This window comes from Acinetobacter sp. YH12098, from assembly GCF_013419235.1.
In the GTDB taxonomy this organism is placed as follows: domain Bacteria; phylum Pseudomonadota; class Gammaproteobacteria; order Pseudomonadales; family Moraxellaceae; genus Acinetobacter; species Acinetobacter amyesii.
Genome location: NZ_VPAO01000006.1, coordinates 66098 through 78179, shown reverse-complemented (window position 1 = coordinate 78179; position 12082 = coordinate 66098). Strand labels below are relative to the sequence as shown.

The following is a 12082-nucleotide window of genomic DNA, read 5'->3' as shown; positions in this document are numbered from 1 at the left end:
GCAGATTGTTGGGTCAGTGCATATTTAATGCTATTGTGAGCGCCACTGCAACAGATAGGTAGCCTGTTCGTGAGCTTTGATTTAAGTGTAATGCCCACAAAAAATATTCTTTTAGGTGTCACTGGTGGTATCGCAGCCTATAAAAGTGCCATTCTTGTCCGTCGGTTAAAAGATGCCGGATTTGATGTGCGCGTGGTGATGACTCAAGGTGCGCAAGCCTTTGTGACCTCGCTAACGTTTCAGGCGCTTTCAGGCAACCCTGTGCATACCGAATTACTCAATCCCGAAGCAGAAGCGGGCATGGGGCATATTGAATTGGCACGTTGGGCTGATTTGGTATTGGTTGCTCCTGCAAGTTGTGACACGCTGGCAAAATTTGCGGCGGGTTTAGCAGATGACCTTCTTTCGACACTTTATCTTGCGACTAAAGCACCCGTCTGGGTTGCCCCTGCGATGAATCAGCAAATGTGGGCAGCCAAAGCGACACAGCGTAATTTAAATACACTGGTTGAAGATGGCGTACATGTGATCATGCCCGATGCCGGTTCTCAAGCCTGTGGTGATGTGGGCTTAGGGCGTATGCCTGAGCCAGAAGATTTAGCGGATCAAGTGACGGCCTATTTTCATCAAGCACAGCGAGCTATTGCTGAAAAATTTGGCATGCTTGCAGGCAAACATGTGGCGATTACAGCCGGTCCAACACGTGAGTCGATAGATCCTGTACGTTATATTTCCAACCACAGTACAGGTAAAATGGGGTTTGCACTGGCAGCGGCTTGTTATGCAGCTGGTGCTAAAGTAACGCTGATCGCAGGACCCGTCAGTTTAGATACACCAAATGGTGTACGACGGATTAATGTGCAGTCTGCAATTAAAATGTTAGATACCAGTCTGCAAATGTTAGATGAAGGCTGTGATATTTTTATCGCAACAGCGGCTGTTGCAGATTATCGCGTGGCAGAAGTTGCAGAGCATAAAATCAAAAAAGCTGGCGATGAACTCAATGTGGCTTTAATTAAAAATCCAGATATCGTTGCAACGATTGCGCAGCAGTCAAAACGTCCATTTATGGTTGGATTTGCCGCCGAGACACGCAATGTCGAAGAGTATGCTGCCGGCAAACTTGTGGCAAAAAAACTCGATATGATTGCGTGCAATGATGTTTCACGTAAAGACATTGGTTTTGCTTCAGACGAAAATGCCATGACTGTGTTCTTCGCAGATCAATATCAAATGGAAAAGCGTGATTTAGAGAAAGCCTCAAAACAAGAAATTGCACAGCAATTGGTGGAAGCCATACATGATGCGCTACATCATGAGCCTGAAACAGACGATGAATAATTTCAGTTGATTCCTTAAAAATCCCCGCAATGTTTGGGGATTTTTTTTATGGCGCTTTTACGATGTTTTGTTTAAGGCTCTATATTGAAAAAATCACAATAGGATCGTTTTGATGTTGAAACTTTGACGGCTAGGAAACTACTACCAAAATGGTCATTTTCAACAAAAATATGTCAGCAAGAGACCAAGGCTGTCAGTGTTTTAAAACAGTAAAAATGCAATTTAAGTGATTGATATCAAAATTAAATATAAAATTGAGAAATCTTGATAATTTGGCTTGTACTGTGTGTTTTATTGGCTATTATGAAGCAAACAATGAGGAATGTTTGGATCGGAATCTGTGATCGGTCTGACTTTTTCATCAAGAATAAATGCATCATGGGGGATGCAATATGTTTCGATGGCTCACCATTTTTTTACTGTTGAGTTTGGCTGGTTGTAGCTATTTTGTCTCGACAGATGAATTATCTCGGCAGATTGAGCAGCAGATGCAGCACGAGTTTGATCAGAATCCAGATTATCGGCAGTACCATTTACGGATTCAAAATATAAAAGTATTAGAACGTAAGGGATTAAGTTTTAAGGCTCAGGCGACGCTGCAATACGATGGTCAGCCTTATACTGTTTTGGTCGAGATCTACAAAGACCTGCAAGGCTATGCATGGAAAATAGATGAAGAACAATTTGCCTTCATTGACGAAGCTGAAATTGCAAAGTATCAGGCGCAGTTAGATCAAGAGTTGAATCATTTGGTTGAGGAATTGGAACAACCAACAGAAGAGGTTGAACCTGTTACATCGGCGCCTGAGAGTTATGTGGGTATGCGTGAGGAAGAAGATCCATCTGATTATCAATGGACTGGCTATGATGATGAACCTTTTCCCAAAGGGAATATTACGGTCAATAGTCATTGAGTGATGATGTGACTGTTTAGATGATTTAGCTGAGTTGTCGATCTTACCAAGCAAGCACTTTAAGAAACATGAAAAATAAAAAAAGCCCGCAAAATAGCAGGCTTTCACTTTTTGAAGATTAATCTTCTAAAACGACTTTAGGATGATCACGTAAATAGTCTTCAGTACGTTGCATTGCATCTTTAATATTTTGGATGGCATTTTCCACATCTGCAAAGGTTTTGGCATTGCCACCACTTAAAGCCTGACGCCATTTTCGAGCACCTGGTAGATTTTGGAATAAACCTAAAATATGACGGGTAATGATAGAAAGCGGCGCACCTTCTTCCATGCGTTTAGCAATATACGGTAGCATCTGATCGATAATATCGAAACGGTTGGGTAATTCGAGATCCCAAAGCTGACCGATCTCAGCCAATAAATACGGGTTGTGATAAGCCTCACGGCCAATCATCACGCCATCAACATGTTGTAAATGTTGCTGCGTTTCAGCAAAGGTTTTCACCCCGCCATTAATTTCGATCAATAAATTTGGACGTTCTTGTTTCAGACGATAAACATCTTCATAACGTAAAGGTGGCACATCACGATTTTCTTTTGGCGACAAACCTTGCAGCAGGGCAATACGGGCATGCACGATAAAATTGTCACAGCCAGTCTTTGCCACGGTATCAACAAAATGCAGCATTTCTTCATAAGACTGCATGTCATCAATCCCGATGCGGTGTTTTACGGTCACTGGAATATCAACAGCATTTCGCATTTCAGCAATACATTCAGCCACCAAATCAGGCTCTGCCATCAAGCATGCACCAATTTTATTGTTCTGAACGCGGTCACTCGGACAGCCGACATTGAGGTTTACTTCATCATAGCCCCAGTCCTGTGCCATCTTGGTACAGGTCGCTAAATCTTTGGGATTTGAACCACCAAGCTGTAACACAATCGGGTGTTCTTCGTTGTTATAGTCCAAATGACGATTCGCACCGCCAAATAATATCGCACCTGTGGTGACCATCTCGGTGTAGAGAATCACATTAGGGTTAAACAAGCGTGCAAAGAAACGATAGTCACGAGTCGTCCAATCCATCATAGGTGCAACGGATATACGTGGAAGCCTTGATATATCAGTGTTTTGTTTTAAATCAGTCATTTAATCACCTATGAGCATTCGTATCATTTACGATAAATTTGTATCTTTTCCTATCTTTTTGCAACTCTTGCAACTATATTTGCAACCATTCCCCGTTCATTTAAGAAATAGTTGCAAGCATGGGCTATATCACAGAGTTAAAATCCAAAACTAAAGGTACCAGATACAAGGCTGTGATCAATATTCGCAAGCCAAGTGAGGGTATCGAGTATTTTGATACTGAAACATTTAGTACCAGAGCTTTGGCAAAAGCGTGGCTAAAAAGAGAAGAGGACAGATTAGAAAAGAATCCTCACTTGTTGTCAACCGACAAAGATGCTGTGGCATCTGCAGCCATGTCTTTGGCATCCGCGATTACCAGGTATAAATCTGAAATATCGGATTATGGTAGGACCAAGGCATTTACCCTTGAGATGCTGAAAAAGTTCGATATTTCCCAAAAGTCTTTGGCAGATCTGAAGCGCACTGACTATGCACAACATGCTTTGCGTAGACGTGACGGCTATAAGAATGAAAATTACGATTTAGATCCTGTTGAGCCAAGCACAATTCTTTTCGAATTCCAGTGCATGAGATCGGTGTTAGATCATGCCGAATTGCTTTGGGGTGTAGAGATCGACTTCAATGAATATGAAAAAGCAGTCAAAGGTCTGAGAAAGTCCCGTGTGATTTCAGAATCTGAAGAGCGTAACCGGTTGCCAACGTCCAAAGAATTGCAGGATCTGACCACGTATGCGTACATGGATTTTCATTTAAAGAATTATTCAAATACGCCTTTGTATTTGATCATGTGGTTAGACATATACACGGGTCGTCGTTTAGGTGAATTGCCAAGGCTTGAAATACAGCACTATGACCGTGAACACAAAAAATGGTACCTGGAAGCAGTGAAGCATCCGACCAAGAAAAACAATGACAAATGGTTTGTGGTATCTGATGAAGCTGCAGAAATTATTGACGAATTATTAAAGCCTGAAATCCGTAAAAAGATGCTTTTACGTGGCGGTGATGATCGGTACCTGATCCCAACACATGAGGAAAATATTGCACGTCATTGGCAGAAAATTAAGAAACAAGCCGGCATTGATGATTTACGTTTTCATGACCTTCGCCATGAGGCAGCAACACGTTTGGCAGAGCAGGGCTTAACGGTACCACAGATCCAACAGTACACTTTGCACGATGATTGGAATAGTCTGAAACGATATGTGAATTTGGATATTATTCGAAAGGATCTGCTCACATATAAGCAAGCGATTGAATATGCAAAAACCACTGGCATTGCTGAAGCCATTAAAAAAGCCTCTATTTAGAGGCTTGAGTATATTGAAATCACCAAGGTAAATCATCATCGTATTTATTAGATGATTCTTTGACGAATTCTGGATTTACTTTGATATTTCCATTTTTCAAAAAAGTCATAGCCCAATCAGGATGGCATTTGATACACATATCTTCTAGGTAATGTATGTGGCCACAGTGACATTTAGTTATAGCCACAGAAAACTTGTGATAGTTCTGAAAAATTGCATAAGTTCCATGTGATTCATCACCTCCCTGAATCTTAAAATTGAAGCCTTTACTCCGCACTTCAGTTTCAATTTTCTCAATTGAAACATTTGTATTATTTAAAAGAGTTTCAACTAGACTCTGTAATTCAATTGATCTATCCATCACGCCACCGCCATTTTTTTAATTTTATTAAACGTCTTTGCATCCAATTCCTTTTCAGCAACTTTGAAAAAACGCATCGCCAGCTCCTGCGCTGAGTGATTATTCTTCTTCATGATCTTGGCATCTTGATCAAGCAAAGTGACGGTCTGATTGATGCGGGTCAGCATGGAATTGACCTGTGACAATTCAATATTCAGCAAAGCAATTGAACTGCCGTTTTTGCATTTGTCCTTGGCTTCAATCAAGCCTGCACGTTTGGCTTTGAGTTGGTCACGTAGATCTAAAAGATCATCACGGCTAAATTGTTGGCTCAGTTTCAAAGGGCTAAGTTCTAACAATTGTTCTTGTGCATTTTCGATTTTCATTATGCTGATTCCTCTATTTGTAAAATTTTGAACTCTAAATCTGCAACTTTCTGGGCCATTTCATTAAAACGTTGACCTTGTTCAATCAGGATCTGAGCCTGTTTGCTTTGGATGGTCTTGATATGAATAAACTGTTTAGCCTGGTGAACTGCATCATCAAGGGCACTGTGTGGCGTACCAGTGAAAGGAATTTCAAACTGTGGTACCGACTTCAGTAACGTTCTAAAGCAAAATTCTTTGTAAAATTTCCAAGGTCGTTCAATGTCAAAATGGTCTAATGCGTTATTGATCCAGCGAATATCAGCTAAGGCACCTTTTGACCAAATTTCAGTGCATTCATGTTGAGTGTAAAAATTGACTAATCTGATCAATGCATCTTTTATATTCTCAGTACCTGAAAATGCTTGCTCACGAGCAGCCAAACTTTGTTCAGACCACCAGTCCAAAGTGTCTTGGCTCACATCAAAATCAGTAGTCGATTCCGTACTAATACCAGCATCAAAATAATGTAAGATTTGCTGATCATTAAAAACAACTGCACCAATGCTAAGTAGAACCGGGCGTTCACCAACATCTAAGGTTTCACAATCAATCATTAATTTATTTTTCATGCTGCCACCTGTTTTTTTCGACGTTTGATCGTCTGTTTTACGGAATGCTTATCACGGCAAATAATGCAAATATGCTCTTCACCTTTACTTTTGATTTTGAAAGTCTGCTGACCATGGTGTGCGCACTGACCCTGAAACTCAGATTTTCCTTCAGCAACTGCTTTTATTCGTGCAGCATTATTTGCATCTCGTCTTAATCGTTCTGGTGATGGAGCTTGAGCTGGTTTTACAGCAGATTTATTTTTTTTAGATTCTTGGACTGAGCTGAACATGATTTCGCGCATCGTAGACTGTGCGTTATAGCCTTCAGTCTTACGTTTATGAGAAAGTTCAGAATATCCAAATGGAATCTGATCTGGTTCAGATTTGCCCTTTTTCATAAAAACGTCATGGTCTAAATTAGTGCGCATATTGTTCACCATTCATGGCTTTATGATCGTGTTGAGCCACTGCGGTTCGATGATCGATATACGCAGCAAGATCTGCCAAATTGACCATCCAAGAGGCTTTTTGTTTTTCACCTAACCGGATCACAGGGAACGGCAATTCTTGTTTCACTGCTTTACGTTTAGCGATTTCAAGTGACATGTGGCTTAAATAGTCTTCAATAACATTTTCAAGTGGCACAACAGGGGATAGATAGCGTGCAAATAACATAGAAAATGTATTGTGAGTTGGAGCAAAATTATTTTTCACTTCAGTTCCCCTAATTCTTTAAAGATGCGTTCAGCCGTTTTTGCATCTACCGTTGCAGGCACCACATGCTGGCCAGGCATGTGAAAAGTAATCACATGCGCGCCATTGTTATTACGGATCACCACGTTATTCACATTGCTCATATTGATAATGTGATTGGTGTGGTTTAAGTCAGTGAATTGCAGCATTAGCGATTCTCCCGTTTACTTAAAGCTTGGTGATCTGCTTTAAGCTCCTTTTGGTGCTCATTTAATTTGTGCATTACAAAAATCACGGCAATTACAAGTAATAGAATTGGATATGCAAGACAGAATGCGATGGCTGCAATTACGATATATTTATTCATTAGCTCACCTCATTAATTGAAATTAGAGCTGCGTTTAAGTGCTTGTCTTCATCAGATAGAGCAGCTGGAGTGTCATGAATCAAACAATGACAGCATTGTTCATCCGTATAATTTGGACATTTCCCTTGGCAAGCATGCCCACCTTTTTTTCGATGCAGTTTTGGCCATGAATCAATGACTGATTGCTCAGGTACGATGCTTTCAGGGGTGATGGATAGGTTCATACATACTCCTCAATCAATTGAGCACGCATAGCCTTTGCAACGTCATCAAGCCATTTAGCTTTTTCAGTTAAGTCAATAAATTCGAAATTGATCGCAGCATCAATGAATGCATTTGCTTGTGCAATTGCGATTGTAAATTCGTGTTGATTGTTTGATTTGTAGATGCCGTGAATAGCAGTCTGTATCTGTGATACAGCACGTTCTTTGTAGAAATCAAAGTCTTTAATTTGTGGTTGGGCAAAGTCGTCTGCGAGTAGACGACTTAAAATGATTTGATCGAATTGATCATTTTTTTGAGGATTTGAACTTTTCATAAAAAAACCTAAGTTGACTTAGAATGTATTTAAACTAAGCTAACTTAGGTTTTATGTCAATTAAATTTCTAAGCTATCTTAGAAATATTTTTTATAAAATTGAATTATAAGAATTTTTTAGATGGTTCAAATTTTCCAATATATTTGCCTTTGTAAATGCAATTTTCTTTAAGGGGAATGATGTTAGGTTGAAAATTAGGATTTAATGCCTGTAAATACATACGATTAGGTTCTCTAACCAATGCTTTGAAAGTAGCTTCATCATCGCAGCGAACTACTACCATTTCGCCAGTTTGTATTGAAGTTAGGTCAATATCTGGATCTATGCAAATATAATCGCCATCTTTGAAGTGAGGTGCATTGCTAGTACCCTGTACGATCATATAAAAACTATTTTTCCCTGCATTTGGTGGTGCAGGTAGCCATTTTTCAATTTCATGTGGCTGTAATGATCGAACATTAGTCCAATTTCCTGCTTGAACGTAATCTAAAACAGGTAGCATTCTTGAGATAGGTCTGAAATCTCTAACGGATTCACTTGTTTCATGTTGTCCATATTTTAAATATTCAATGGATGTATCAAGCATTTTGGATAACGTTTCAAGGTTTTCATATTTGGGTTCATTAACGTCTTTTTCCCAAAATCCAATAGTTACATCCGATACGCCTACTAAATCTCCTAGTTTTCCTTGGGTTAGCTTTTTCTCTTTTCTGAGTTTTTTGATTCGAGAGCCGATGGTTTCCATAAAAAAATTCCGAGATAAATATCTAAGCTATCTTAGCTATTGACTATCAAAGATAAGTTGTGTCTAATTAAATCTAAGTCAACTTAGATTTGGTATTAACATGACTCGTAAAGAAGCAATGGAATTATTGGGCTTTAAAAAATTGATTCAGTTAGCAGATAAGCTTGAATTAACGACCGCCGCTATAGCGCAATGGCGTGACGGGGAGGATATTCCAGAATATCGCGAGTATGAAGTCAGAGAATTAGCCGCTGGTCGCACTCCAAAACGTTTGCTTAAGTCTAAGCAAAATGTAGCTCATGCAAATAACTAAAAAAATGAATGAATTGGGAAATTTTAAACATGCAACTTACAAGCACTCAGCGTTTAGAACGTACAGTACTGTCATTATCTATGGCATTGAAAGCAGCAGTGTATCGCCAAAATGATGATTCAATCATGGCAATTATTGCTGAAAAGAATGGTTTTAATATCAATACATTTCGCAGTTCGTTAAATCCAACGACACCTACGCATAAAGCTAATATTTATCATTTAGAAGCGGTTTTGTCGGAAACTCAAGATGCGCGAATTATGGATAGCATTTGTGCCATTCATGGTAATGCCGCTTGGTTTGAATTGCCGAAACATGAAAATCTAAATATAGCTGATTTTGTCATGAAAATCGGAAAGTTAGCACGTGAACAGGGGGATTTATCACAGTCAATTGCAACTGCAATTGGTGATGGGGTAGTTAGTAAAGATGAATTAGCCATTATTCAAAAAGATGTCATGGATCTCATTAGAGTGGCACTAACACTATTTGCAATGGTAGAGCAGCAACATGAGCAGGTGATTTGATGGCTAAGAAGAAAATACAGGCTGAAGACATTAAACGAGCAGCTGAAGGTAAGTGGATGGATTTAATTTTCCCGCGGTTCGGTATTGATGTTCAGTGGAAAAAGAAAACGCCTTGTCCTGCATGTGGTGGCCGTGATCGCTTTCGTTTTGATGATAAAAATGGCAACGGTGATTATTTTTGCCAACATTGCCAAGGTGGTGATGGGTTGGATCTGATAGGCAAATGCACACATTTATCTTTTCCAGAAGTTGTTAAAGAAGTTGGTGCAATTCTTGGACTTGATGATAGTTCTAAAATTACCGATGCAGACCGTGAAAAATGGCGTAAAGAACGTGAATACCGTGCAAAAGAGCAACGGGAACTTGAGCAAAAGATGCGTGAAAACATTGCGCGTAAGGCAGAAAGTACGTTCCGCAATGCTTATCAGGGTGAATTCAGCTTGTACTTAAAGAACAAGCAAGTTGATAAAGACCCAAAAATTAAGATCACGCATGACGGCAACCTTCTGATCCCTGCATACGATGAGCACGGCAAAATGTGGAATTTGCAGACCATTACGCCTGATGGCCAAAAACTTTTTATTCAAGAAAGTGGTGGTCGTACTGGTGGATGCTTCTTTGTCATCGGTGAAGTACAGCCTGATCTATATGATGCTCATATCATTTGCATCGCTGAAGGTTATGCAACAGGCATGTCAATTCACATGGCAACAGGTCATCCAGTCGCGCTTTCATTCGTTGCCAATAATTTACCAAAAGTAGGTGCGGTATTGCGCCAAAAATATCCAAATGCCGTGTTTGTCTACTGCGCTGATGATGACAGTGCTAAACAAGATACAGGCTTGAAGTACGCCCAAGAAGCACAAGCCATAACAGGTGGAATCATTGTACTACCTGATTTTACTCAAATTAAGGAGTCCGTTGCATGAATTCTAAGGTCTATACAGACTTCAACGATTTGCATGTCAATTGTGGACTCGACGAAGTCGGAAAGCAGATCCGTTCAGCTATTTCTTCTGTTCAGATTTCCCCCGAACCCCCTAGTAATGCAACCAACAATTTTTGGGGGCAAGATCCCGATTTGGAGCAAAACGATGTTGTTGAACAAAGTGGGGGCGCGGGTATTTCGCAGGAAAATACTGCTCAATCGGAGCCTTCACCTGAAAATCAAATGGAAAAATGGATTGCACGATTTTGCTTAATCGAAGGGGAAACCAACGTTTGGGATGATTACGGCAAAAAGATTTGGAAAAAAACCGCATTTCAGACCATGTTAGGTGGCAAGAAAGTCTTTGATCAGTGGAATTCACATCCAAAACGTAAAACCATTTCATCAGATGATGCAGCTGGGCGTGCAACGGATGAAGGTCATCTCAAAGCAAAAGAGATGATCGAACGATTCATTATGCTTGAAGGTAAAAAAGCATGTTGGGATACGTTTCGTCGTGAGCTTGTCGGCACGGATGTTATGAAAGAAAACTGGGCAGGTGCTTATGATGTATGGGCAAAGTCTAGAGAAAAACGCATGATTTGGCATGAAGATTTGGTTTTTGTGCCAAGCATGCATATCGGTAAAGGCCAGATCAATACTTATGAGGGTATGGATATTTCACCCATATTGGATGATAAAAATCAGATTATTCAACAGTCTGATGCATTTGAGCTGTGCATTCCAATTATTAACTTGGTCAAGTTTTTATGTGGTCGTGAAACGACTGCTTATGAATGGCTGATGAAATGGTTGGCTTATCCGCTTCAGCATCCAGGTGCAAAAATGAATACCTCAGTTTTACTGTGTAGTAAGGTTCAAGGCTCAGGTAAGTCTTTATTTTTTGAAAAGATCATGACAAGGATTTATGGTGAAGTTTACTCTGTTACATTGGGTCAAAATGGTCTTGAATCCATTTATACAGATTGGGCTGAACGTAAGCTGTACTGTTTATTTGAAGAAATATTTAACAATAAGTCTAAGTTCGGCATGATGGGTCTGATCAAACACATGATCACGGGTGAAAAGATCCGTATCGAGAAAAAGTTTATGTCAGGCTATTCGCAGAATAACCACATCAACTGTGTGTTCTTATCCAATGAAGTACAGCCGTTGGCGATTGAAGAACGTGACCGTCGATTCTTAGTACTCGAACCAAATCAAAAATTAGGTGATGACCTAAAAGGATTGATTGAAAACTGTCTTGAACCTGACAGTAAAGCAATCAGTGCTTTCTATACCTACTTGTTGTCGATGGATCTGACTGACTTCACGCCATACACAGAGCCACCAATGACCAAAGCCAAACAAGAAATCATTCAGTTTGGTTTACCAGGCTGGAAATTATTCTTAGATGATTGGCGAGCGGGATTATTGGAGCATCCATTTGTTTGTTGTCTCTCAGATGATTTGTATATGGCTTACCGGCAGTGGTGCCATAAGAATGGAGAAAAAGCGATTCCATCTAACAAGTTCTTAAACTTGATTGCATCTGAGCGTGTCGTGGCCAAAGGGCATGGACGGATCTATGAGGATGTTGTTACTGGTGGTGGTTATCAGGAAAAGCGCAAAGAGGTGCAAAGGCGCATGGTCTTTACTGCCAATCCACCTGAAGGCGTAAAAAGAGCAGATTGGCTGAGTGGACAAGTGAAAGAATTTCGTGCTAAGTTAAAAGGAGACCATGATGTCCCTAACGTACTATAAAATATCAATAATTGTTACGGGTGTTACGGGTCTGTTACGGGCTTTTTCGCTACCCCGTAACACTGTCAACGCCTTATCCCACCTACATTACAGACACCCTGTTACGGCTGTTACGGGCTTATGCGCGCGCGCGCACGGGAGAAAAATTTTTATTCGCTTATATTTA

Annotated in this window: 18 protein-coding genes; 7 read left to right on the top strand and 11 right to left on the bottom strand. The window is 40.1% G+C overall.

The genetic code is table 11. The features are described 5' to 3' along the window. Positions 1-69: 69 nt before the first annotated feature. Positions 70-1341 (top strand): bifunctional phosphopantothenoylcysteine decarboxylase/phosphopantothenate--cysteine ligase CoaBC, encoded by a 1272-nt coding sequence (coaBC, locus tag FTU38_RS03060; RefSeq protein ID WP_180056106.1) that lies wholly within the window; start codon positions 70-72, stop codon positions 1339-1341. Positions 1342-1733: 392 nt separating this feature from the next. Further along, positions 1734-2255 (top strand): Asp-tRNA(Asn)/Glu-tRNA(Gln) amidotransferase subunit GatC, encoded by a 522-nt coding sequence (locus tag FTU38_RS03055; RefSeq protein ID WP_180056107.1) that lies wholly within the window; start codon positions 1734-1736, stop codon positions 2253-2255. 118 nt (positions 2256-2373) lie between these two features. On the opposite strand, the gene dusA is transcribed toward FTU38_RS03055, so the two are convergent. Next, the gene (dusA, locus tag FTU38_RS03050; protein WP_180092395.1) at positions 2374-3408 is read right to left on the bottom strand and encodes a tRNA dihydrouridine(20/20a) synthase DusA; all 1035 of its coding nucleotides are present in this window, start codon (positions 3406-3408) and stop codon (positions 2374-2376) included. 119 nt (positions 3409-3527) lie between these two features. Here dusA and FTU38_RS03045 point away from each other — a divergent pair, with 119 nt between their 5' ends. Beyond that, entirely contained in the window at positions 3528-4721 is a 1194-nt protein-coding gene (locus FTU38_RS03045) for a site-specific integrase (RefSeq protein ID WP_180110542.1), read from the top strand. 19 nt (positions 4722-4740) lie between these two features. Here FTU38_RS03045 and FTU38_RS03040 read toward each other — a convergent pair whose 3' ends face one another. The 10 genes from FTU38_RS03040 to FTU38_RS02995 form a co-directional block, all read right to left on the bottom strand. Next, positions 4741-5082, bottom strand: a complete 342-nt coding sequence (locus tag FTU38_RS03040; RefSeq protein ID WP_180110496.1) for a hypothetical protein — start codon at positions 5080-5082, stop codon at positions 4741-4743. Next, positions 5082-5447 carry a hypothetical protein gene (locus tag FTU38_RS03035; RefSeq protein ID WP_180110541.1) on the bottom strand — a complete coding sequence of 122 codons (366 nt, stop codon included), beginning with the start codon at positions 5445-5447 and terminating at the stop codon, positions 5082-5084. Before FTU38_RS03035 ends, FTU38_RS03040 begins: the two co-directional genes overlap by 1 nt. Next, positions 5447-6058: a 3'-5' exonuclease gene (locus tag FTU38_RS03030; protein WP_180031486.1), complete on the bottom strand. Its 612-nt coding sequence runs from the start codon at positions 6056-6058 to the stop codon at positions 5447-5449. The genes FTU38_RS03035 and FTU38_RS03030 overlap by 1 nt, the downstream gene beginning before the upstream one ends. Beyond that, positions 6055-6468, bottom strand: a complete 414-nt coding sequence (locus FTU38_RS03025; RefSeq protein ID WP_180110540.1) for a hypothetical protein — start codon at positions 6466-6468, stop codon at positions 6055-6057. The genes FTU38_RS03030 and FTU38_RS03025 overlap by 4 nt, the downstream gene beginning before the upstream one ends. Next, a complete protein-coding gene (locus FTU38_RS03020) occupies positions 6458-6754 on the bottom strand; it encodes a pyocin activator PrtN family protein (protein ID WP_373686429.1) in 297 nt (98 codons plus the stop codon). Before FTU38_RS03020 ends, FTU38_RS03025 begins: the two co-directional genes overlap by 11 nt. Beyond that, on the bottom strand, positions 6751-6942 hold the full coding sequence (locus FTU38_RS03015; RefSeq protein WP_180110539.1) for a hypothetical protein: 192 nt from the start codon (positions 6940-6942) through the stop codon (positions 6751-6753). The genes FTU38_RS03020 and FTU38_RS03015 overlap by 4 nt, the downstream gene beginning before the upstream one ends. Then, positions 6942-7100, bottom strand: a complete 159-nt coding sequence (locus FTU38_RS03010; protein ID WP_180110538.1) for a hypothetical protein — start codon at positions 7098-7100, stop codon at positions 6942-6944. Before FTU38_RS03010 ends, FTU38_RS03015 begins: the two co-directional genes overlap by 1 nt. Continuing rightward, positions 7100-7324, bottom strand: coding sequence for a hypothetical protein (locus FTU38_RS03005; RefSeq protein WP_180110495.1), 225 nt, complete (start codon positions 7322-7324; stop codon positions 7100-7102). Before FTU38_RS03005 ends, FTU38_RS03010 begins: the two co-directional genes overlap by 1 nt. Then, complete coding sequence (locus FTU38_RS03000; RefSeq protein ID WP_180110537.1) at positions 7321-7638, bottom strand: hypothetical protein; 318 nt, start codon at positions 7636-7638, stop codon at positions 7321-7323. The genes FTU38_RS03005 and FTU38_RS03000 overlap by 4 nt, the downstream gene beginning before the upstream one ends. Positions 7639-7742: 104 nt before the next feature. Beyond that, the gene (locus FTU38_RS02995; RefSeq protein WP_180092415.1) at positions 7743-8384 is read right to left on the bottom strand and encodes a LexA family transcriptional regulator; all 642 of its coding nucleotides are present in this window, start codon (positions 8382-8384) and stop codon (positions 7743-7745) included. Between the two features lie 100 nt (positions 8385-8484). On the opposite strand from FTU38_RS02995, the gene FTU38_RS02990 reads away from it, so the two are divergent. The 4 genes from FTU38_RS02990 to FTU38_RS02975 are packed head-to-tail and all read left to right on the top strand — an operon-like array spanning position 8485 to position 11916. Continuing rightward, positions 8485-8697, top strand: a complete 213-nt coding sequence (locus FTU38_RS02990) for a ribonuclease D (protein ID WP_120367366.1) — start codon at positions 8485-8487, stop codon at positions 8695-8697. Between the two features lie 29 nt (positions 8698-8726). Continuing rightward, complete coding sequence (locus FTU38_RS02985; protein ID WP_180092418.1) at positions 8727-9224, top strand: phage regulatory CII family protein; 498 nt, start codon at positions 8727-8729, stop codon at positions 9222-9224. Continuing rightward, complete coding sequence (locus tag FTU38_RS02980) at positions 9224-10153, top strand: primase-helicase zinc-binding domain-containing protein (protein ID WP_180110536.1); 930 nt, start codon at positions 9224-9226, stop codon at positions 10151-10153. Before FTU38_RS02985 ends, FTU38_RS02980 begins: the two co-directional genes overlap by 1 nt. Next, complete coding sequence (locus tag FTU38_RS02975; protein ID WP_180110535.1) at positions 10150-11916, top strand: DUF5906 domain-containing protein; 1767 nt, start codon at positions 10150-10152, stop codon at positions 11914-11916. The genes FTU38_RS02980 and FTU38_RS02975 overlap by 4 nt, the downstream gene beginning before the upstream one ends. The last annotated feature ends 166 nt before the right edge of the window (positions 11917-12082 follow it).

What these genes read in the sequence shown, in the direction of transcription:
- FTU38_RS03055 (WP_180056107.1), top strand. Translation starts at nt 1,734, where the DNA reads ATGTTTCGATGGCTCACCATTTTTTTACTGTTGAGTTTGGCTGGTTGT.
- dusA (WP_180092395.1), bottom strand. Translation starts at nt 3,408, where the DNA reads ATGACTGATTTAAAACAAAACACTGATATATCAAGGCTTCCACGTATA.
- FTU38_RS03045 (WP_180110542.1), top strand. Translation starts at nt 3,528, where the DNA reads ATGGGCTATATCACAGAGTTAAAATCCAAAACTAAAGGTACCAGATAC.
- FTU38_RS03040 (WP_180110496.1), bottom strand. Translation starts at nt 5,082, where the DNA reads ATGGATAGATCAATTGAATTACAGAGTCTAGTTGAAACTCTTTTAAAT.
- FTU38_RS03035 (WP_180110541.1), bottom strand. Translation starts at nt 5,447, where the DNA reads ATGAAAATCGAAAATGCACAAGAACAATTGTTAGAACTTAGCCCTTTG.
- FTU38_RS03030 (WP_180031486.1), bottom strand. Translation starts at nt 6,058, where the DNA reads ATGAAAAATAAATTAATGATTGATTGTGAAACCTTAGATGTTGGTGAA.
- FTU38_RS03025 (WP_180110540.1), bottom strand. Translation starts at nt 6,468, where the DNA reads ATGCGCACTAATTTAGACCATGACGTTTTTATGAAAAAGGGCAAATCT.
- FTU38_RS03015 (WP_180110539.1), bottom strand. Translation starts at nt 6,942, where the DNA reads ATGCTGCAATTCACTGACTTAAACCACACCAATCACATTATCAATATG.
- FTU38_RS03010 (WP_180110538.1), bottom strand. Translation starts at nt 7,100, where the DNA reads ATGAATAAATATATCGTAATTGCAGCCATCGCATTCTGTCTTGCATAT.
- FTU38_RS03005 (WP_180110495.1), bottom strand. Translation starts at nt 7,324, where the DNA reads ATGAACCTATCCATCACCCCTGAAAGCATCGTACCTGAGCAATCAGTC.
- FTU38_RS03000 (WP_180110537.1), bottom strand. Translation starts at nt 7,638, where the DNA reads ATGAAAAGTTCAAATCCTCAAAAAAATGATCAATTCGATCAAATCATT.
- FTU38_RS02995 (WP_180092415.1), bottom strand. Translation starts at nt 8,384, where the DNA reads ATGGAAACCATCGGCTCTCGAATCAAAAAACTCAGAAAAGAGAAAAAG.
- FTU38_RS02990 (WP_120367366.1), top strand. Translation starts at nt 8,485, where the DNA reads ATGACTCGTAAAGAAGCAATGGAATTATTGGGCTTTAAAAAATTGATT.
- FTU38_RS02985 (WP_180092418.1), top strand. Translation starts at nt 8,727, where the DNA reads ATGCAACTTACAAGCACTCAGCGTTTAGAACGTACAGTACTGTCATTA.
- FTU38_RS02980 (WP_180110536.1), top strand. Translation starts at nt 9,224, where the DNA reads ATGGCTAAGAAGAAAATACAGGCTGAAGACATTAAACGAGCAGCTGAA.
- FTU38_RS02975 (WP_180110535.1), top strand. Translation starts at nt 10,150, where the DNA reads ATGAATTCTAAGGTCTATACAGACTTCAACGATTTGCATGTCAATTGT.